This window comes from Streptomyces sp. MnatMP-M17 (assembly GCF_900091995.1).
GTDB lineage: Bacteria > Actinomycetota > Actinomycetes > Streptomycetales > Streptomycetaceae > Streptomyces.
This window is the reverse complement of sequence record NZ_FMDK01000282.1, coordinates 1-19,979: the sequence shown is the minus strand read 5'-3', so window position 1 is coordinate 19,979 and position 19,979 is coordinate 1. Positions and strand designations below refer to the sequence as shown.

The 19,979-nt window shown below is 66.9% G+C and carries 15 protein-coding genes; 5 read left to right on the top strand and 10 right to left on the bottom strand.

All coding sequences use genetic code 11. From position 1 onward, the window contains the following. Nucleotides 1–44: 44 nt before the first annotated feature. Nucleotides 45–1,118: a sporulation protein gene (locus tag GA0115259_RS13425; RefSeq protein WP_161230365.1), complete on the bottom strand. Its 1,074-nt coding sequence runs from the start codon at nucleotides 1,116–1,118 to the stop codon at nucleotides 45–47. Between the two features lie 223 nt (nucleotides 1,119–1,341). On the opposite strand from GA0115259_RS13425, the gene GA0115259_RS13420 reads away from it, so the two are divergent. Then, nucleotides 1,342–2,247, top strand: coding sequence for an ion transporter (locus GA0115259_RS13420; RefSeq protein WP_093595673.1), 906 nt, complete (start codon nucleotides 1,342–1,344; stop codon nucleotides 2,245–2,247). A gap of 71 nt (nucleotides 2,248–2,318) precedes the next feature. Here the strand turns inward: GA0115259_RS13420 and GA0115259_RS13415 are convergent, their stop codons facing one another. The 4 genes from GA0115259_RS13415 to GA0115259_RS13400 form a co-directional block, all read right to left on the bottom strand. Next, a complete protein-coding gene (locus GA0115259_RS13415; RefSeq protein ID WP_093595670.1) occupies nucleotides 2,319–3,980 on the bottom strand; it encodes a phosphodiester glycosidase family protein in 1,662 nt (553 codons plus the stop codon). A 203-nt stretch (nucleotides 3,981–4,183) separates the two neighbouring features. Continuing rightward, nucleotides 4,184–5,389, bottom strand: coding sequence for an IS701 family transposase (locus GA0115259_RS13410; protein ID WP_093595667.1), 1,206 nt, complete (start codon nucleotides 5,387–5,389; stop codon nucleotides 4,184–4,186). A gap of 219 nt (nucleotides 5,390–5,608) precedes the next feature. Continuing rightward, entirely contained in the window at nucleotides 5,609–6,772 is a 1,164-nt protein-coding gene (locus tag GA0115259_RS13405; protein WP_237539976.1) for an IS701 family transposase, read from the bottom strand. Between the two features lie 288 nt (nucleotides 6,773–7,060). After that, nucleotides 7,061–7,714 carry a ScbR family autoregulator-binding transcription factor gene (locus tag GA0115259_RS13400; RefSeq protein WP_093595661.1) on the bottom strand — a complete coding sequence of 218 codons (654 nt, stop codon included), beginning with the start codon at nucleotides 7,712–7,714 and terminating at the stop codon, nucleotides 7,061–7,063. 134 nt (nucleotides 7,715–7,848) lie between these two features. Between GA0115259_RS13400 and GA0115259_RS13395 the strand changes: the two genes are divergently transcribed. Continuing rightward, nucleotides 7,849–8,754 (top strand): ScbA/BarX family gamma-butyrolactone biosynthesis protein, encoded by a 906-nt coding sequence (locus GA0115259_RS13395; protein ID WP_161230364.1) that lies wholly within the window; start codon nucleotides 7,849–7,851, stop codon nucleotides 8,752–8,754. Nucleotides 8,755–8,831: 77 nt separating this feature from the next. On the opposite strand, the gene GA0115259_RS13390 is transcribed toward GA0115259_RS13395, so the two are convergent. Further along, complete coding sequence (locus GA0115259_RS13390) at nucleotides 8,832–9,596, bottom strand: SDR family NAD(P)-dependent oxidoreductase (protein ID WP_093595655.1); 765 nt, start codon at nucleotides 9,594–9,596, stop codon at nucleotides 8,832–8,834. Nucleotides 9,597–9,714: 118 nt separating this feature from the next. Next, nucleotides 9,715–10,422, bottom strand: coding sequence for a ScbR family autoregulator-binding transcription factor (locus GA0115259_RS13385; protein WP_093595652.1), 708 nt, complete (start codon nucleotides 10,420–10,422; stop codon nucleotides 9,715–9,717). A gap of 563 nt (nucleotides 10,423–10,985) precedes the next feature. Here GA0115259_RS13385 and car point away from each other — a divergent pair. Together car and GA0115259_RS13375 are read left to right on the top strand one after the other, a co-directional pair. Beyond that, the gene (car, locus tag GA0115259_RS13380) at nucleotides 10,986–14,465 is read left to right on the top strand and encodes a carboxylic acid reductase (protein WP_305129409.1); all 3,480 of its coding nucleotides are present in this window, start codon (nucleotides 10,986–10,988) and stop codon (nucleotides 14,463–14,465) included. A gap of 53 nt (nucleotides 14,466–14,518) precedes the next feature. After that, nucleotides 14,519–15,226, top strand: coding sequence for a methyltransferase domain-containing protein (locus GA0115259_RS13375; protein WP_093595646.1), 708 nt, complete (start codon nucleotides 14,519–14,521; stop codon nucleotides 15,224–15,226). Between the two features lie 21 nt (nucleotides 15,227–15,247). Here GA0115259_RS13375 and GA0115259_RS13370 read toward each other — a convergent pair whose 3' ends face one another. Then, nucleotides 15,248–15,718 carry a MarR family winged helix-turn-helix transcriptional regulator gene (locus tag GA0115259_RS13370; RefSeq protein ID WP_093595643.1) on the bottom strand — a complete coding sequence of 157 codons (471 nt, stop codon included), beginning with the start codon at nucleotides 15,716–15,718 and terminating at the stop codon, nucleotides 15,248–15,250. 274 nt (nucleotides 15,719–15,992) lie between these two features. Here GA0115259_RS13370 and GA0115259_RS13365 point away from each other — a divergent pair, with 274 nt between their 5' ends. Then, nucleotides 15,993–17,291: an MFS transporter gene (locus GA0115259_RS13365; protein WP_218104216.1), complete on the top strand. Its 1,299-nt coding sequence runs from the start codon at nucleotides 15,993–15,995 to the stop codon at nucleotides 17,289–17,291. Nucleotides 17,292–17,375: 84 nt separating this feature from the next. On the opposite strand, the gene GA0115259_RS13360 is transcribed toward GA0115259_RS13365, so the two are convergent. Next, nucleotides 17,376–19,298, bottom strand: a complete 1,923-nt coding sequence (locus GA0115259_RS13360) for an anthranilate synthase family protein (RefSeq protein ID WP_093595637.1) — start codon at nucleotides 19,296–19,298, stop codon at nucleotides 17,376–17,378. After that, nucleotides 19,295–19,972: an isochorismatase family protein gene (locus GA0115259_RS13355; RefSeq protein WP_093595708.1), complete on the bottom strand. Its 678-nt coding sequence runs from the start codon at nucleotides 19,970–19,972 to the stop codon at nucleotides 19,295–19,297. Before GA0115259_RS13355 ends, GA0115259_RS13360 begins: the two co-directional genes overlap by 4 nt. Nucleotides 19,973–19,979: the final 7 nt, after the last annotated feature.

The following is a 19,979-nucleotide window of genomic DNA, read 5'->3' as shown; positions in this document are numbered from 1 at the left end:
TAGAAGCTAGCAGGGACAGGGGCGAAGGCGTCTCAGCCCTCGCCTCAGTCCTCGTCGCCGCCTTCCTCTTCCTCGTCGTCTCCTTCGAAGAAGTCGCCGACCTCGTCCACGACCTCGGCGGCCACCATCCCGCCGACGACTCCGACCGCCAGTCCCGCCGCGCCGGCGGCGATGACGGTGCCCATCCCGGGCCCGGAGCGCTGGTGGTCGTCGTGGTGGCTGTCGTGGTGGTGACCGCCGTGACCATGGCCATGCTCGTCCTTGTGCGCGTATCCGCCGTACCCACCGCCGTGTCCGTACGGGTCACCGCCGTGTCCGTACGGAGCGGCAGGAACGGCGTGGGAGCCATGGCGGTCGGCCAACTGGCGTACCCAGCCGTCGACTTCGGCGGCCCAGTCACGCTGGTCGACACCGTGGTGGCCGACCGTGAACCGGGTCAGCGCGTCATGTCCGGACGAGAAGAAACCACCGGGCTTGTCGGCTTCGAGCACCACCTCCATGCCGCCCGGGTTCGCCAGGAAGGTCACCTCGATCTCTCGCATGGCATGGGCGTACTGCGGCGCGGGAGTGAGCTCGATCTCCTGGTAGAACGGCAACTGCTGTCCGGTGCCGCCGATACGGCCGTATTCGAGATCCGCGGACTTGAAACCGAAGCCGAGCTGTCCGAGGGCTTCGAGGACGGCCTCCTGGACCGGCAGCGGACGCACCGCGAGCGCGTCCAGGTCGCCCTTGTCCTTGGCTCCGGCCACCGCGAGTTCGGTACGCACTCCGAGTACGACGCCCAGGCCCTGGCCGTGCAGTTCGGTGACGGGAGTCTCCCACGGCAGCGCCACGGAGAACGGAACGCTGAACAGCTGGTCCTCGGCGAGACGAAAGCCTCCGCCCACGGTGAACCGGTCGAAAGTGAGAACGCCGTCGCTCTCGCCCTCGTCATGCTCCACCTCGACGCGCGCGACCAGCTCCAGGGTGATCTGCTCGATGTCGAAGGCGGCGCTGCCGCCCTTGAGATGGACCTGACCGGTGAGGCTGCCTCCGGGCAGCACCGCGCCCGTGTCGAGGACCGTGTCCACCGTGGGGCCGCCCACACCGAGCGAGCCGAGCAGCCGTTTGAACACCATCGTGGCGTTCACTCCTTCTTGTACGTGTGGCGTGTGGCTTTGGTCACGGACCGCCGCCCGCTTTCTCTACACTCGTGTAGAAGCATAGAGGCGGCACACCGGGCCGACGCCGTATCCCGTCGGCCCGGCGGTGAAAGTCCGAAAAGAGTCCCGACACCAACAGCCTCTAAGATCCACACCTGTTGGAGAGCAAGAGACACGCCTGCGAGGAAACCACTCACCCATGTCCGAACGGACCGCCGCGCCCTTACGGCGCGCCCTCGCCGACCGCAGCCGCCGCATCGTGGACTCCGGTGCATTCGCCACCACCGTGTTCTGCCTCATCGCGGCCAACGCCGTCCTGCTGGGGGTCGAGACCTACGCGGGTGTCGTACACCAATGGCACGAGGTCCTGAAGGCCGTGGAACATCTCTTCCTCGCCGCCTTCACGGCGGAGATACTGCTGCGCGGCGCCGCCCACGCGGACCGTCCCAGGGACTTCTTCCGCGATCCGTGGAACGTCTTCGACCTGCTCGTCGTCGCTCTGGCCTTCATGCCGTTCGCCCGCGAGAACGCCACCGTGCTCCGGCTGCTGCGCCTGGCGCGCGTGCTGCGCGCCGCGCGGTTCCTGCCACAGCTGCGTATCGTCATCGTCGCGGTCGGCAAGAGCCTGCCCGGCACACTGAGTTTCCTGCTCGTCGGCGCACTCCTGCTGTATGTGTACGCCATGGTCGGCTGGATGGTCTTCGCCGACGACGATCCCGAGCACTACGGATCCTTCGGCCGCGCGGCCCTCACGCTCTTCCTCCTCGTGACTCTGGACGGCCTCGGTGACGCGGTCCGGGCCGGGCTGGAGATCTCGCGCTGGACCATCGTCTACTTCGCCTCCTTCGTTCTGCTCGGCTCGTTCGTCCTCGTCAACCTCCTCATCGGCGTTGTCATCAACTCCCTTCAGGAGGCACGTGAACTCGAAACCGAACAGGACCGTCCCGTTCCGGCACCGGCACCCGCCTCCGTACCCGTACTCGTGCAGCCATCGCCTGCGGACGATTCCAACGCGGTGCTACGGGCCCGGATCGCCGACGCGCGCCGGACGCTGGACGCCATCGAAGCCGGCCTGACGACTTCAACACCGTCCCGGCGCAATTGAACATCGGCCGCCCGGCCGGGAAGAGACCCGGCCGGGCGGCTGCGCGGTTGAGCGGGTGAGCGGTTGTCCGGTCAGCGTCGGCGGGTCGGCAGGATCTGGACGGTGTCGCCCACGGCGCGCTCACCGGTCGCGTCCGAGGTGATGTTGACGAGCTTGCCGCCGACCACCATCGCGCTGGAGCCGCCGCCGTCCAGATTGAGGGCCTGCTTCGCGCCCAGGGAGCGCATAAAGCGCGCGGCCTCGCCCAGCGTGAAGCCCTCGCTGACACCCGGCTGACGCCCGTCGACGGTGACCAGGAGCAGCCGCCCGTGCCCGTCGATACCAGCCATCGTGCGCGGCTGGCGCACATTCGACCACGCGAAACCGAACGAGAGGTCCAGCGGATCGAGTGTGCCCTCGGTGGCGGCGTCGATGGCGATCCGGCCGTTCTTCACCAGCGTCGGCGCGGCGCTGACGATGCTGTCGTGGGCGCCGAGCTCGACCTGACGTCCCGCGGAGTCGCGGATGACCTCCCGCACCGCGATCCGCTCGCCCTTACGGCCGTGGGCCGTCAGCCAGTCGGCCGCGCCGCCGATGCCCTGGAGGACGGAACCGTCGGCCGGGACCGTACCGCCGCGCGGGCCCGCGGAGACCACACGGTCCTTGGAGTCGAGCACGACCTGAGTGCCGGTGCCCTCGGGCAGCGCGGCGCCGAACCTCGGCGTGAACTTCACCAGGTCGTCGGGGAGGGAGCAGGTGGTGTCATGGCGGGCCAGTTCGGTGGGCGCGCCGCCGGGGCGTCCGCAGTTGCGCACCTTTCCGGGAAGCCGGTTGATGCCCTGCACCGCGTAGGTGGAGGACTTCGCCCGGGCGGTGACCGTGGTGGACAGATCGGCGATACGAGGATGCCGCCCGCCGTCCGCCAGGATCAGCGCGGCACGGGATCCGACGGCCATCGACTCCAGCTCGCCTGCGTAGGCGGCGATACCGGCCACCGTGCCCTGTACGCCGTCGGCGTCGGAGGTGATGAAGAAGCCGCCGTTGACGGCGAGCAGGGAACCGTTCTTCACGGCCACGGAAGAGGTCGTCTCACGGTCCGCGACATTGCCGTCGTGGGTGCTCGCCACCGTGCCGCGGAACCGGGCCGGGTCGATGACCGCTACATGGATGCTCTCCCGGTCGGCGAGCAGTCGGCCGTCGTAGCCGGTCCACTCCACGGCCGTACGGAAACCGCCCGCCGCGATCGCCTGGTTGGCGCTCTGGGCCTCGGCCTGGGTGGCGTACGAGCCCACCCGTACCTGCCAGCCCATCGTGCCGCGCGGTGTGTCCGCGTACTCGTCCCAGACGACCCCCTCCACTCGCGGCGCGAACCCGGCGGCGCGGAGCTGCCGCTCGGTGGTGTCGGCCCAGGTACGGTCGCCCAGCGGAGCCCATGTCGCCGCGCCCGTCAGCCGGTTGACGGCCGGAGCCTGGAACGTGATCGTCCAGACCGGCGTGACGCCCTTGTTCTGGATGACGCCGGTGCGCACCTGCACGCCGGGCGCCACGGTGTCCGTCTTCCACTGCACCTGCTGAGAAGCGGAGACCGCTACGGGCGCCGCCGGAGCGAGAGCCTGCGCCGATCCGGACAGCGTCAGGGGATTGACAGCCGCGAGCACGACGGCCGCACCGAGCGCGACACGTGTCCGCAGAATGCGCCGCGCCGTGCCGGCTCCACGCGGATGCTCCGGCGGCTTTCCGTCTTCGTCGTACATGGTTTCCCCTAGCAGGTTGGTGCTCGACACGGCCCGGCCTCACGGCACGCCGTCCACACGATGCGGAGGCCATCCCAGCCGCGCACGGGGGCCGGGACGATAACAACCAGGGGCGCCATGCGGAAGGCCCGATGAAGTGGTGTCATGGCCAACGGGCCCAAATCCTGTCTTTTGGATCAGGCCCTATCAGGCCCTATCAGGCCTTAGTTGGCCAGCGCGACCATCGCATGAGCGGCCGAGGCGAGTGTGACATGACGGTGCCATCCGCCGAAGGAACGGCCCGTGAAGTCCCGGATACCCACCTGGTCCGCGATCTCCGTGAAGTCCCGGTCGACCTTGGCGGTGAGCTTGCTCAGTCTCAGCAAGGAAGCCGGTGGTGTGGTCGTCAGATTGGTCAGCCACAGCTCCGCGGGCCAGCGCCCGCCGTCCTTGCCCACACCCAGCAGCAGCAACTCCCCGCACCCCGCGGTGTGTCCTGTTTCTGCGGCCTCCACGGATGACGGGGAAGGCAGGGAAGGCAGGCCGACGCGGACGGTGGCGGCCAGATTCAGCCGTCTCGTCGGCTCCGGACCGGAGTCCTTTCCCAGGACCGGCCGCCGCATGTCCTTGGCCAGGCTCATGATCTGGTAAGCGGGCAGTAACTTGCCTCCACAGCCCGGAAGAATGGAATCCGCCACGGCAAGACGAAGGTCTCCGCCGACTCTCGCGAGGAGTGGTGTACCTGTGGCGCCGAGTTTCTCGAAGATCGTTGTCGCGTTCGCCTCGCCGATGTCGAGCACCACGGGCCGGAGGGGCAGTCCCCACCGCCTCGTGGTCTCAAGGCTCGCCTCGATCATGCATTCACTCAGAGTCTCCACGTCCACTCCATCCGGAATCGACACCTGACTCCGCCGGAGATCGTCCTTGATCCAGGCCCGAGGTAAATGAAGGCGCCAATTCACCGGAGTGCTCATCTCCTCCGAGACCGCCCAGACTCCGATGGCGCGTTGTGCGTTCAGCAGCTGTCCCAAGGTCGGAAAGAAATGCTTGTCCACTCCCACCGAGTGCTGTCCGGTCTTGGGAATGATCATCGGCTGTACCACCCAGGCCTGCGGAGGTGAGATACCTACCCAGTAGGTGGCAAGTGCCCTGCGGATCGGGGTCCAGTCCCAGGTGGAATCACAGATGAAGTGATGAAGGTTCTGCTCCGAAGCCTGCTCGCCGAGCAGCGCCGCGATATTACGTATCGACTTGCGTCCCTGGGTCTCCAGTAAGCCGCGTAAGTACTGCATGCCTTTTCTGCACTGGTCGCTGCGGGACAGTGAGGTGAACAATATCGAGCAGAGTTCGGTGAACAGCACATCATGGGAGCTGGAGTGAAATGGTGCGCGTGCGCCCCGCACAATCGGGCGGGTGGAGGAATTCGTCATGAGGTGGCCCCGTTTCTGTTCGGTCCGGTCGTTCCCGTCAGCTGGCGACTGCGGATGCCCAGAACGGGATACGGGAGAAGTCCGTACGGTGACGCGTCCGGTGACGGTGCTTGCTGTCCTGTCCTGAACGAGACAGTAAGGATCGGACGAGGCGGAGCCATCACACGCCGGGAGAGAGTGTCAAGTTACCGGACGGTAGTCCCGTTGGTGTGGCTCACGTCACCTTCGGCTCGGGCCCGTACTCGCCGTCAGGCCTCGTAGTTCCAGGGCGGCGACGAGATGGGCGACAGAAGCCAGCGTGATGTGGCGGTGCCAGCCCGGAAACGACCGCCCGGCGAAGTCCCGTACTCCCACGCTCTCGGAGATCGTGGCGAAGTCGCGCACAACGACGCCCGGCAGCCGGGTGAGCCGCAGGGCGGGAACGGCGGAGGGAACATCGGCGTTGGTGAGCCAGAGCCGGCGGCGTGGGTGCCCGACCGGGCCCCACTCGCCCAGCAGCAGCATTCTGTCGCTCCGCGAAGGCGATGCCACCACAGGGATCGCCACGGCCGTCGTCGGGCCGTCGCCCGGATTCACCTGCTGCCGAAGACGCGGAAGGGACTCGGCGAGCTCACCGGCCGTGCGCTCCCGACCGCCGTACTTGGGCAGTTCGGACCGGTCGAGCCGCAACTGCGCCTCCGGACTCACCCGGACGATGAACGCGATCCCCATCGACGAGAGGAAGCGCGCGATCGATGCCGCGTCCACGTCCGCGACATCCACGACGACCGGCCCGCGCGGCACGTCCTTCATAGCCAGGACATTGGCCACCGCTACACGCACGCACTCCTCGATGGTGCCGACCGTGGCATCCGCGGGAACGCTCGCGCGTCGCCGCAACGGATCCACCATCCAGCGGGCGGACAGGCGCAGTTGCCAGTCGACGGGTACGGCGGACCGCCCGGACACCAGCCACGTACCCACCGCGTGCTGGCCGTTGACGGTCCTTCCCAGCGGCAGAGACTGCTGGTCGACGCCGACGGAGTGGGACCCGGCCTTGGGAATCAGCGTGGGCCTGATCACCCAGGCGTCCGGCGCCAGCGTCCGCTGCACCTGCCGAGCGAGGGCGCGCCGTACCGGCATCCACTCCCAGGGCGACTCGCTGATGAAGTGATGCACACTCTGCTGCGCCGCGGCGCCGTCCAGCTGTGCCGCGATGCTCCGCAGCGTCTTGCGTCCTTGCACCGACAAGAGACCACGGACGTACTGCTCCGCCTTGATCCGCTGTCCGCTGCGCTGGAGCGAGCCGAACAGCCACTCACTGAGCTCGGCGTCCAGGGCCGCCGGCACCGCCGAGGCGGTCAACTCCTCGTCCATATACGCGCGCTGATGAAGATCTCGCATCGTGGATCCCCCCTGCTCACCCGCCACTCCGCCCAGCCGGAGCGAAGCACCGCGCCGTGCCGATGCCGCCGCCAACCTCGAACCTCTCAAAAAAAGAGGACAGTTGTCCCGTTTCTTTATACAGGCCCGCGCGGACAACGGCTGCCCTGCTGCAACCACGAGATCCGTTGCGACCTGCACGAATCGACGTCGGGCAAAGCCGCACACCGTTACGGCAGGACAGCACTGATCCCCGGGCGCATCGGGAACCACGGGAAAAACAGGTCGCGTTGAAGGTTTTTTAAGTCCTCACGCCGGCCGGGAAGGCTCCGCGGAGCTCTCCGCCGCCCTGAGCAGGCGCTCGGCGCGCTGCGGCGAGGTGTCCAGCTTCGCCAGCACACCGGCGCTGGCGATATTGGGCAGAACGAGCTCGAAGAGGCACGAGATCTCCTCGGACAAGTCGCGGTCCGGCAGAGTCTCGGTGATCTGCTGTACGCCGGTCCACGCCCCGACGAGCAGCCGCGCGGTGTCGCCCGGGTCGACATGCACGAGCAACTCGCCCCGCTCCTTGGCCTCGGTGAGCAGCTCCTGCCCCACGCTGATCCAGTCGGGCCAGCGAGTGCCGAGGAGACCGCGGGCCTTGATGTCGACGGACAGCCGGATAGCGGCGCCGAGCAGTGGCTCCCTGGGCAGGCGGTAGGCGAGGAGCAGCGCCAGGTCCACCCACTCCTGGAGCTTGAAGTCCTGCGGAGCCAGTCCTTCCATGGTCACCGCCTCGTCCAGCACACCGCGTGCGAGCTGCTCCTTCGTGGTGAAGTGGAAGTACAGGCCACCGCGGGTGAGCTGGATCCGTTCGATGAGGCCGCCGATGGTGGTGGCGTCGTATCCGAGCTCGTTGAACATCTCGGCCGCGGCCTCAAGGATGATCCTGCGGGTGTGGATCGCCCGCTCCTGCCTCACCACCTCACGCCTCCCCCAACACTTTCTTTACCACTGCGTGAACTCACATTTACCTTGGGTAGAAACCGGACGGAGTGCCGGTACTTTAACAGCACAATTCATTGACCTGCGCAGACCGGTCAGTTCAAGGGGGGACCTTGCACTACTTCGCTCTCGCACCGCGTCCGTCCACACCGCCATCGACTCTCCTCGGCGCCTACGCTCATCTGAAGCGCGACGAATCCGTACTCGTCACAGGTTGGGAGCGCGTCGGCGCCCATGAGTTCACGGTGGGCGTCAGATGGCCGGCCGTGCAGGGAGACCTGCCGTACGATCCACGATTACTCACCCAGACCATCAGACAGAGCGGCCTGGTCATCGCGCACGCCGCGTACGAGGTTCCGCTGACGCACCAAACCATGCTGGACAGCCTCGACTTCACGGTGGCACCGGGCTTTCGCATTCCGCGCGACCGGACCGAGACGCTGGATGTCCGGATCACCGTGGCGGCGACCGGAAGCAGCCGACGCACCAGCACGTCTCTGAAGTTGAGATTCCATATCCTCCGCAGCGGTGTCACGGTGGCCCGCGCGGCCTCCGAGTTCCGCTGGATCTCACCGCCGGTCTACCGTCGGGTGCGCGGCGCCCATCTCTCTGTCGACTGGGGATCCTGGCCGCTGCCGGCGCCCATGGACGCGAAGCTCGCCGGTCGGGCCTCCGCCGCCGATGTGGTGCTCGCCCCCGGCGACCGGCCGCACCGCTGGCTGCTGCGCAACGACACAAGCAACCATCTGCTCTTCGACCATCCCGTGGACCATGTGCCGGGACTGGCCCTGCTGGAGGCCGCCTACCAGGCCGCGCATGCGCTGCTGGGCCCGGCGGCGCCCTTCATGGCCGGCCGGGTCGCCATCACGTACGAACGGTACGTCGAGTTCGACCGGCCGTGCTGGATCGAGGCCGAGTCGCTGCCGGCGCCCGGCCCCGACCGGTGTGCCGTCCAGGTCAGCGGCACACAGGGCGAGGAACCGGCGTTCCGGGTCATGTTCGGTGAGGTGGAGCGATGAGGGTCCGGCGGGCTGACATGGTGAACGCCCGGTGAGGTGAGGCGGTGGAGGAGAGCGCGCGGTCCGGGCCGGCCGGCTCACTGGTTGACGAAGCCTCCGTCCACCGGCAGCACGGTGCCGGTCAGGAACGGGCATCGGTCACTGAGCAGCCAGGCCACCGCCGCCGCGATCTCCTCCGGTTCCGCCGTACGTCCTTGAGGAGTCAGCGAGTTGGCCAGCTCCTGGAGACCGGGATTGCGGCCGAACCAGTCGGTGGTGATCTCGCTCCGTGTGGTGCCGGGAGCCACGGCGTTCACACGGATGCCCTGCTTGGCGTACTCGTCGGCGGCGGCCCTGGTGAAGCCGATGACCGCGTGCTTCGAGGCGATGTACGGAGCGGCGGCGGGGATGGCCACCAGGCCGCCCACACTGCTGTTGTTGACGATGGAGCCTCCGCCGTGCTCCAGCATCGCCGCCAGCTCGTACCGCAGGCAGTTGAAGACGCCACGGACATTGGTGTCCATGATGGTGTCGTAGACGTCGTCCGACATCAGATGCAGCGGAGTACGGTCGCCGCCGATGCCCGCGTTGTTGAAGGCCGAGTCCAGGCGTCCGTACTCGGTCAGAGCGAAGTCCACGGCCCTGGCGGCCTCTTCGGGTACGGAGACATCGCTCACCACATACGCCGCTCGCGCTCCCTTGTCCCGTAACTCATCGGTCAGGTCAGCCAGGCGGTCTTTCCGGCGGGCGGTGAGGACCACCGCGGCGCCTTCCTCGGCGAACACTCGTGCCGCTGCGGCACCTATGCCGCTGCTCGCGCCCGTGATGAGGGCGACTTTGCCGGAGAGGAGATCTTTACCCATGGGCGAAGTGTGGCAGGCCCGTTCCCGGCACAAGCGGGATTCGGTCCGCCCGCCGCGTTGTCAGCCACGTAGTACCTCGCGTCGCCCGCCACGCGGTCCACGAGGACCGTGCCGGCTGTCAGCAGCCCGACAGTGCGTCGCAGGTCCGCGCCATGTCCTTGCGACCGGCCCGGACTTCGTCCATGGGCCACTCGCGCTTCCTCAAGGGCGCCGCGCCGCTGCCCGTCACGTCGATCTGGGCCCGTACCGTCTCCGCCGACAACTGAGGCAGCATCAGCCGCCAGAACGGTGTGACCGCCTGGCGTGAGTGCCAGTGGGCGTCGCTGCGTCCCAGCACCTCAAGTCCGGCTATCACGGCCGTAATGGCGGAAACGGCATCGTCGAGCACGACATCGGCGGCCAGACTGCCCTGGTCCCTGGCGACGGTCAGCATGAGCTGGACCCAGTCCTGCCACTGCTGCCACAGATTCACACCGCCCTGCCATGTCGCGTCGCTGCCGAGGCCGAACCCGGCCCTCAGCACCGGATCGCAGGAGAGCCGCTGTGCCAGCGTGTGCGAGGTGTCGACCAGCAGCTGGAGCGGCGCCGGGTGCCTGAGCGGAACGTTTCCGGTGATATACAGCAGTGTCTGTGCCGCGGCGGACTCGACCGCCTCCCCCAGCGCCCGCTTGTTCCCGAAGTGGAAGTGCAACGCACCGTGGCTGACACCGGCCCGGGCGCAGATCTGCGTAACGGAGGAATCCGCGAATCCGGCCCGGTCGAAAACCTCCGCGGCGGAACGGATCAGTTCTCGACGCGTACGTACGGCACGGTCCTGCTTGGCCATGAGGCGCTCCGGGAGGGTGGTGAGCGATGGGTGAAACGCACGAGAACATGCCCACAAGAAAATGCCACAGAGAGACGACGAAGGAACCTGACTCCGGGTCGGCCGCTACACGGCCTGGCTGGATCGCGCCCTGCGCGGGCCGGCGCCGCGGAGGGCGCCGCCGGGGCCACCGCGGCCTACACACTCGGCCTTGAAATCGGCATAGGCATATGCACATGCATCGTGCAAATGTTACCACGGCACCAACTAATCGGTACGGACCATTACCGATCCTGGCGCGATATCGCGGCCGGCCTACCGGGCTTTGACGACCGCGCCGCCGTATGCGGCGGTCCTTGTCCTGGGCCGACCGGTCCGACCAGCGACTGCACCAAGATCAAAGGAGTTCGCGGCGGCCCTGGACGGTTGAGGAGCGGTGGGTCTCATCCGGCCGACATGACAGATCGTCGATTGTTTATTCCGGAACCTGGTTCGGCTCTGGGTAGCATCGGGCGAAAAGTTGGCGGGAAGGAAAGGGCGGTCCTGAGACGGACCGTCCTGAAGAAGAGCGTGCCGTCGTCGGCGTGTATGCCGACGCGCCAGTCCGTCATTCCCTGCCACAAAAGTCGGCCAGTGATGCGATGCGGAGACCCAGAATGCGGCTTGCGCAAACGTTGGCACATGTCATGGAACGCTACGCGGACCGGCCCGCCGTCGGCGAGCGCGCAAAGGAATTCACACGGGACCCGGACACGGGCCGCGTTTCGCTCCGTCTGCTGCCACGATACGAGACGACCAGCTTCAGCGAACTGTGGGACCGTGTCCGTGCGGTGGCGAATGAATGGCACCACAATCCGGCACATGCGTTGAGCGCGGGTGAGCGGGTCGCCATCCTCGGTTTCGCAAGCCGTGACTACGCGACGGTCGATCTGGCCTGCGCCCATCTCGGCGCGGTCAGCGTACCGCTCCAGACCAGCTCTCCGGTCTCTCAACTGGAGTCGATCGTCAGCGAGACGGAGCCGTTCACGGTCGCCGCGAGCATTGAACGTCTTGATGTCGCGGTCGAATTGATACTGCGGAATTCTTCGGCCCGGCGCCTGGTGGTCTTCGACTACCATCCGGAAGTCAGCGATCAGCTTGAGACTTTTATATCCGCCCGCGATCGTCTGGCACAGGCCGGCCGCGATGTGGTCATCGAGTCCTTGTCCGAGATTCTCGAACGAGGATCCACGCTGCCCAGAGCACCCTTGTTCACGGCCGGCGACGATGAAGATCCACTGGCCATGCTCATCTATACATCGGGAAGTACCGGGACGCCGAAGGGCGCCATGTACACCGAGCGGCTGACGAGTGCGATGTGGGGCGGCGCCTGGTCGAAGCTGTTCTCCGACACGCATGCGATCAACATCAATTACATGCCGATGAGCCATGTCGCCGGCCACTCCTCACTGAAGAACACGCTGGCGCGCGGCGGGATCAGCTACTTCACGGCGAGCAGCGATCTGTCGACCTTCTTCGAGGACATCGCGCTGGCGCGTCCTACGGAACTGTCGCTGGTGCCGCGTGTATGCGAAATGCTTTTCCAAAAGTACCAGAGCGAACTCGACCGGCGGGCGACGGACGGTGTCGACCGGAATACCATCGAGTCCGAAGTCAAGGCGGATATGCGCAAGAACATCCTCGGCGGCCGACTCACCTGGGCCAGTTGCGGTTCCGCGCCGCTGTCCGCCGAACTGCGCGCGTTCGTGGAGTCCTTGCTGGATTTCAAGCTGCATATCATCTACGGCTCCACGGAGGCCGCGGCCATCTCGGTCGAGAATAAGCTGCTGCGCCCGCCGGTGATCGATTACAAGCTTGTTGATGTGCCTGAGCTCGGCTACTACCGGACTGACTCTCCTCATCCGCGAGGAGAGCTTCTGCTGAAGACGGAAGCCATCATTCCCGGGTACTACAAACAGCCCGAGCTGACGACAGAGATCATGGATGAGGACGGCTTCTACAAGACGGGTGACATCGTCGCGGAGCTCGGGCCGGACGAGCTGATCATCCTGAACCGCCGCAAGAGCGTCCTCAAGCTGTCGCAGGGCGAGTTCGTGGCGACCTCGCGTCTGGAAGCCATCCTCGCCGTCAGTCCGCTGGTCCGGCAGATCTTCGTCTACGGCAACAGCGAACGGTCCTACCTGCTCGCCGTGGTCGTGCCGACTCCGGACGCTCTTGAGCAGTTCGGTCATCGGACGGAGACCCTGAAGCAGCTTCTCAGCGAGTCCTTCCAGGAGATCGCGAAAGAGGCGGAGCTCAACTCCTATGAGATTCCGCGTGACTTCCTGATCGAGACCGAGCCCTTCAGCCAGGCGAACGGCTTGCTCTCGGACCATCGAAAGCTGCTGTGGCCTCAGCTTCTGGACCGGTACGGCAAACGCCTCGAAGAGCTGTATTCCGACATCACCGCACGAGAGACCAAGGAATTGCTCGAAGTGCGCCGCACGGGCAATGACGGGCCGGTGCTGGAGACAATCCAGCGGGCCACCCGGGCGCTGCTCGCAGGCTCCATGGTCGAGGTGAGCCCCACCGCACACTTCAGGGATCTGGGCGGAGACTCCCTGTCCGCGGTCTCTTTCTCCAATCTGCTCCATGACATCTTCGGAATCCGCGTTCCTGTGGACATGGTCATCAGCCCGGCGTACGACCTGCAACAGGTGGCCGACTACATCGAGGCAAAGCGTGCGAGCGGGCTGAATCAGCCCAGCTTCGCTTCGGTACACGGCCAGGACAGTACCGAGGTCCATGCCAAGGACCTCACTCTGGGCAAATTCATCGATCCGCGGACGATCGCCGACGCCCGGTCCCTTCCCCGTCCGGACGGACCCCCCAGGACCGTGCTGCTGACGGGCGCGAGCGGCTATCTCGGCCGCTTCCTGTGCCTGGAATGGCTGGAGAAGCTCGCTCCGACGGGCGGGAAACTGATCTGTGTAGTGCGCGGAAGAGATACGGCAGCGGCCAGAAAGCGACTGGACGAGGCGTTCAGCAGTGGCGACGCCGACCTGGTCCGCACATTCCAGGAGCTGGCCGCCGGTCATCTGGAAGTCGTGGCGGGCGATATCGCAGAGCCGCAGTTGGGACTGGACGACACGACCTGGAAGCGGCTGTCCGACGATGTGGATCTGATCGTCCATGCCGGCGCCCTGGTGAACCATGTCCTTCCGTACAACCATCTCTTCGAAGCCAATGTCGTGGGAACCGCCGAGCTCATCCGGCTGGGACTCACCAGCCGGATCAAGCCGTTCACCTATATCTCCAGCGTGGCCGTCGCCACCTCCCGCGCCGGACAGCCGGCCCTCGACGAGGACTCCGACGTACGAGTCGCCATTCCGGTCCAGCAGACCGACGAAGGCTATGCCGGAGGTTACGCGACGAGTAAGTGGGCCGGGGAAGTTCTGCTCCGGGAAGCGCACGACACATGCGGTCTTCCGGTCACCACCTTCCGGTCGAACATGATTCTCGCGCACAGCCGGTACGGCGGCCAGCTCAACGTCCCCGATCTCTTCACCCGCCTGCTGTTCAGCGTCATCGCCACCGGTATCGCGCCGTATTCCTTCTACCGCACCGACAGCGAAGGAAACCGTCAGCGGGCTCACTACGACGGCCTGCCCGTTGATTTCACCGCCGCGTCCGTCGTGGCACTGGGCGGGCAGACCACGGACGGATACCGGACCTTCAGTCTGGTGAATCCGCACGACGACGGAATATCGCTCGATGTCTTCGTCGACTGGCTGAACGACACCGGCCATCGGATCGAGCGGGTGGACGACTACGGAGACTGGCTCGCCCGGTTCGAGGCGGCCATGCGCGCACTGCCTGAAGGGCAGCGGCAGCATTCCGCACTGCCGCTCATCCACGGATTCGAGCAGCCGGAGAACGTGATCCGCGGATCCTTCATACCGTCCGGTCGATTCCGTGCCGCTGTTCAGGCGGCCAAGATCGGCCCGGCCGAGGACATTCCGCGGCTCTCGCCGTCCCTCATCAGGAAGTACGCCACCGACCTGAAGCGGCTCATGTCCGTGTGAACCGCAACACCGCAACCACCGACACGAACACCGACACCTGCCCAAGGAGAATCATGGATCAGACATCCGAGAAGTTCGAGGAGCGCTACCGCCTCGGGCAGAAGCTCGTCGAGCAGCTGGGCACCGTCGGGACCGATCCCTCCACCTTCGAACTCCTCGGCAAGGAGTGGGACTTGGTCCCCGGGACCTACGCTCCCCGCCCGGGCACCGGCACCGAGTGGTACACCGGCGCCATTCCGTACCCGTCGGGCGGCCGTTTCCTGGAGATCGGCTGCGGAGCAGGCGTCACCGCCGTCTGGGCGGCGCTGCACGGCTGTGCACAGGTGACCGCGACCGACATCACCGACACCGCGGTCGACAGCGCCGTACGCAACGCCAAACGGCATGGTGTCGAAGACCGGGTCCGCGTGCTGCGCAGCGATGTGTTCGCGCAGCTCGACCCGGACGACCGCTTCGACACGGTCTTCTGGAACTGCAGTGTCATCGAGGCGCCGCCGAACTTCGAGTTCACCCAGGACTTCGAGTGGGCGATCTTCGACCGCGGCTACACCGCCCTCGGCCGCTATCTCGCCGAGGTGCACGACTGGCTGCTGCCCGGCGGCCGCGCCCTGGTCACCTTCAACACCCTCGGTGACGCCGACCGTATCGCCCAGCTCGCCGCCGAGGCCGGCACCTCGCTGACGCTGCTGGACAGCGCCGACCGGCGGCTGGAGGGCGTGGACGTCACCTACAAGGTCTTCGAGATCACCCGGAACGGCTGACCGAGAACCGTCCGGACACCGTCAACCGGACTGGCCGGCATGCCGATGCGCGGAAGGAAGAGCGCCGAGCGCGTCGACCAGAGGTGCCAGTTCCGACTGCTCCTCCGCCTCTCGCAGCGCGCCGGCCAGTGAATCGTCGTGGGTCGGCCGCGCCCGTTCCAGCGCGGCCCGGCCTTCGGCGGTGACCTCCGTGTACACGCCTCGTCGGTCGTCGGGACAGAGATAGCGCTGGAGCAGCCCGCGCTGTTCCAGTCGGCCCACCAGCCGGGTGGTGGCCGACTGGCTCAGCACCACGGCCCTGGAGAGCTGATTCATCCTCAGGCAGGAGCCGCCCTCCCGGGAGAGCACGTCGAGTACGCCGTACTCACTGACCGACAGGCCGTGTTCACGTTGCAGCGCCCGTTCGAGCGCGTCCTCGATCCGCGCGTACAGAGCGGCCAGAGTGCGCCAGCCCTGCGCGCGGGCCTCGGCGGAGTCGTCACTGATCGACACGGGCACCACACCCCCCTTGCGAACGGCTGCTTGCTTGAGGCACTATCAGGCTCGTGCAATATAGCGCGTGTACAACTATCGCGGACGCTGGTTGAACGCGCTTCAGACAGTCTATTGGGAGGGGACGTGCCTAATGTCAGGCAGCTCGACTCCGAGTGAACACCGGCCGGGAGGCGACGCCTTGGCAGCGCCCGAGGCGCCGGCACCCGAGGTGCAGAAGGATCCGCTGCGTTGGTCAGCGCGATTATGGGTATCGATCCTTATCTTCAGCGGCGTGATCCTGCTCGACGGGCTCGACGTCTCGATGATCGTCGTGGCGATTCCGGAGATCCAGAGCGAGCTCGGGATGACCGCCGCCACCGGGCAGTGGCTGGTGGGCGCCTATATCCTGGCGTTCGGCAGCTTCCTGCTGCTGGGCGGCCGGGTCGCCGACCTGTTCGGCCGGCGGCGCGTCCTGGTGATCGCCATGGCCGCGTTCGCGATCGTGTCGCTGTTCGGCGCGATCGCCGATGACGCGGTCCTGCTGATCGTCTCGCGCTTCGTCAAGGGCATGGCGGCGGGCTTCGCGGCACCGGCGGCCATGTCGCTGCTGACCACGACGTTCCCCGAAGGCCCGCAGCGGAACAAGGCGTTCGGAATCTTCAATGTCTTCGAAGCCTCGGGATACTCCTCCGGGCTGCTGGTGGGCGGCCTGCTCGCAGGACTGAACTGGCGGTCCATCTTCATCCTGCCGATCCCGCTCTCCTTGCTGCTGCTGTTCGGCGCACTGCGCTTCCTGCCGCCGGATCCACCGCGCACCGAACGGCCGCGGCTCGACATCGGCGGCGCCGCGACCCTGCTCGCCGGCATGCTGCTCCTCGTCTTCACCACGGTCTCCGCGGCGGAGGTCGGCTGGAGTTCGCTGCGGACGATCGGCGGATACGCCCTGTCCGTACTGCTGCTCGCCGCTTTCGTGGTGATCGAGCGCACCGTGAAGGACCCGCTGATCCGGCTGGGCGTGTTCCGTAACCGCGGCCTGGTGACCGCCAACATCAGCATCGGCCTGCTGTACGGCGGCGCCATGGGCTTCCAGTTCCTGCTCGCCCTGTACTTGCAGGACCTGGAGGGCTGGCAGCCGTGGCAGATGGCGCTGGTGCTGCTGCCGGCGGGGCTCATGGTGGTCATCATCGGGCCCAAACTCGGCGCCTTGATGGACCGGTTCGGTGTGACCAAGGTGCTGATGGTCGGTCTCGTGGCCTTCCTTCCGTGCTACTTGCTGATGCTGCTCATCGGCCCCGAACCGAATCTGTGGTTGATTCTGCTGCCCGCCTCGGTGCTGTGGGGCGTGGGCTTCGCGCTCAGCATCGCCACACTGATGGTCGCCGGCACCAACGGCGTGTCCGACGACGAGCAGGGCCTCGCCGCCGGGCTGCTCAACAGCTCGCTCCAGGTGGGCGGTGCCTTCGGTCTCGCCGTGGTCACCGCGGCGATCCTGCCCGGTACGGAGTTGTCCATGCTCTATCCGGGACTGGTGGTCATCCTGGCCTTCGCGGTCCTGACGCTCCTGGCGCAGCTCGCACCCAAACAGAGCTGACCACAACGAAACGGTCGCCATCGTGATCACGATGGCGACCGTTTCGTTCTGTGCCGTTGGTGTGCTGTTGCTGTGCTGCCGCGCTCAGGGCCTTCGTCCGCCCAGCACCTCTGTCATGAGTGCGCCGACAAGGCGTACGCCGTCCTCGGTGAGCACCGACTCGGCGTGGAATTGGAGCGAGGCGAAGTGCGGGCCGCGCAGCGCGTGCACCTCACCGGTCTCCGGATCGCGGCTCACCTCCACGGTGCCCACACTCCCGCACTCGGCCCGGTCCTCGGCGCTGCGGGCGGCGAACGTGTTGTAGAAGCCGACCCGCTCCCGGGCCCCGAAGAGGTCGATCTCCCGCTGTACGCCCTGGTTCGGAACCTCCCTGCGGACCAGCGGGAAGCCGAGCCGCATGCTGAGCACCTGGTGGCTCAGACACACCGCGAGGAACAGCCGCCGCTCTTCGAGCAGTGTGCCGATCGTGGACCGCAGATGGGCGATCTTCGGGTGGCCGGTCTCACGCGGATCCCCGGGCCCCGGGCCCATGATGACGAGATCGTAACCGTCCAGGGTGTACGGCTCGTCAAAGCGACGGACCGTCACCGTCAGCCCCATGGAACGGAGTTGGTGGCCGATCATCGAGGTGAAGGTGTCCTCGGCGTCCACGACGAGCACGCGGCGGCCCGCCAGCACCGGCTCGGGCCGGAGCCGCGCCGCGTCCTCCGCCAGCCAGAAGCCGGCGATGGTCGCGTTGCGCCGCTCCAGGGCGGCCCGTACGTTCGGATGCTCACCGAACCGTACGGGACCGTCCGCTTCCAGGGCCGCGAGCAGTCCGGCCGCCTTCGCCCGGGTCTCGTAGACCTCGGAGGCGGGATCGGAGTGGCGTACGAGCGTGGCGCCCACACCGATCCGTACCCGTCCGCCGCTGTCGATGTCGGCGGTTCGGATGAGAATGGACGAGTCCAGTGTGGAGCCGCCGTGTGCGTCACGGCCGATGAGGGCCACCACTCCGCTGTAGTAACCACGGCCCTGCGGCTCGTACTTGTTGATGACCCGGCAGGCGCTCTCCAGCGGGCTCCCGGTGACCGTCGGCGCGAACATCGTCTCGTGCAGGATCTCGCGCGGATCACGGGTGCTGCGTCCCTCGATGAAGTACTCGGTGTGCGCGAGCCGGGCCATCTCCTTGAGATAAGGGCCCACCACCCGGCCGCCGGAGTCGCAGATCCGGGCCATCATTTTGAGTTCCTCGTCGACGACCATATACAGCTCGTCGGCTTCCTTGCGGTCGGCGAGGAAGTCCATCACCTCCGGCAGCGTGGGCCCGGACGGCGGATAACGGTAGGTGCCGCTGATGGGATTCATGACGGCGTTGCCGCCGGAGAGGCTGATGTGCCGCTCGGGTGTGGCGCCGACGAAGGTACGGGTGCCGGTGTGGGCGATGAACGTCCAGTAGGCGCCCGACTCCCCTCGCATGAGGCGCCGGAAGAACGACAGCGCGCTGTGCGGTGTGTAGCCGGTGATGTCGGCGACGAACGAGCGCTTGATGACGAAGTTCGCGCCCTCGCCCTCACCGATCTCGTCGGCGATGACACTGCGGACCGTATCGGCGTAAGTGTCGTCGTCCACGTCGAAGTGGCCGTCGGCCAGGGCGATCGGTACGTCCGGAAGCCGCCGCAGCGCATCGGCCACCGACAGCAGGCCCTGGCCGGTGACGGTCATCGCGATCAGCGGCTCACCGTCGTCGTCGCAGGTGAAGCCGCGCTCGGCGATCTGCCGGTAGGGAACGATCGCCAGCACGTCGTGACGAGGGCCGCCGGTGTGCGGGAACTCCTCGGGTACGGGAAGGTCCGCCAGCGTCTTCGGCGTCGAGATCTCACCGACCAGGACATCCAGCGCTCCCGGTCCGGTCGCCTCCGGGCGGTGGAGCAGAGCGAAGGCGGGAGGCCTCGGCGCCAGCACCTGGTCGAGGAGATCCGCGGCCACCGGCACCGCTGCCCTGTCGGTTTTTTCGGTCCCGGTCATGCGCCGGCCTCGTGTGCGCCGAGGACGGCCAGGCTGGTGGACCTGTCGAGTTGGGCGAGGATCCCGTCCGTGGTGGCGACCACGGCGCAGCGCTGTGCCGCGTATTCGACGGCCAGCCGGTGGTACTCCTCGGAGAAGTCCGCGACGGCGTCGGCCACCAGGAAGGGCTGGATGTCGTTGGTGAACGCCTCGACCGCGCTCATCAGCACACCGACATGGGCGTACACACCGCAGATGACGAGCTGATCGCGCTCGCGCTCACGCATCCATTCGAGCAGACCGGAATGGAAGAAGGCGCTGTAGCGCCATTTGGTGAACACACCGTCTTCCGGCGCCGGGGCCAGCGGCTCGACAACCTGCCGGTCCGCCGGGTCCACCCGCATGCCCGGTCCCCAGAAGTCCTTGAGCAGGCCGCGTTGTTCGTCGGTCATACCGCCGGGCTGCGCCGTGTACGCCACGGGCATGCCCAGCGCGACGGCGCGCTCGCGGAGCAGGACGGCGTTCCGTACGAGCTGATCGCGGACGGTCCCGGGGAGCGGCCGTAAGAAGTAGCGCTGCATGTCGTGCACGAGCAGCACCGCGCGGTCCGGATCCACGGTCCACTGAGCGGTGTTGCCGGGCAAGTCGCCCGCTGCCGGCATCGGATACGGCTCGATCGGGGGTATCCCCGCCATGACCTTC

Excerpts from the sequence above, each read along its gene's own strand:
- GA0115259_RS13420 (WP_093595673.1), top strand. The coding sequence starts at position 1,342 with ATGTCCGAACGGACCGCCGCGCCCTTACGGCGCGCCCTCGCCGACCGC.
- GA0115259_RS13415 (WP_093595670.1), bottom strand. The coding sequence starts at position 3,980 with ATGTACGACGAAGACGGAAAGCCGCCGGAGCATCCGCGTGGAGCCGGC.
- GA0115259_RS13375 (WP_093595646.1), top strand. The coding sequence starts at position 14,519 with ATGGATCAGACATCCGAGAAGTTCGAGGAGCGCTACCGCCTCGGGCAG.
- GA0115259_RS13355 (WP_093595708.1), bottom strand. The coding sequence starts at position 19,972 with ATGGCGGGGATACCCCCGATCGAGCCGTATCCGATGCCGGCAGCGGGC.
- GA0115259_RS13410 (WP_093595667.1), bottom strand. The coding sequence starts at position 5,389 with ATGACGAATTCCTCCACCCGCCCGATTGTGCGGGGCGCACGCGCACCA.
- GA0115259_RS13405 (WP_237539976.1), bottom strand. The coding sequence starts at position 6,772 with ATGCGAGATCTTCATCAGCGCGCGTATATGGACGAGGAGTTGACCGCC.
- GA0115259_RS13390 (WP_093595655.1), bottom strand. The coding sequence starts at position 9,596 with ATGGGTAAAGATCTCCTCTCCGGCAAAGTCGCCCTCATCACGGGCGCG.
- GA0115259_RS13385 (WP_093595652.1), bottom strand. The coding sequence starts at position 10,422 with ATGGCCAAGCAGGACCGTGCCGTACGTACGCGTCGAGAACTGATCCGT.
- GA0115259_RS13425 (WP_161230365.1), bottom strand. The coding sequence starts at position 1,118 with ATGGTGTTCAAACGGCTGCTCGGCTCGCTCGGTGTGGGCGGCCCCACG.
- GA0115259_RS13360 (WP_093595637.1), bottom strand. The coding sequence starts at position 19,298 with ATGACCGGGACCGAAAAAACCGACAGGGCAGCGGTGCCGGTGGCCGCG.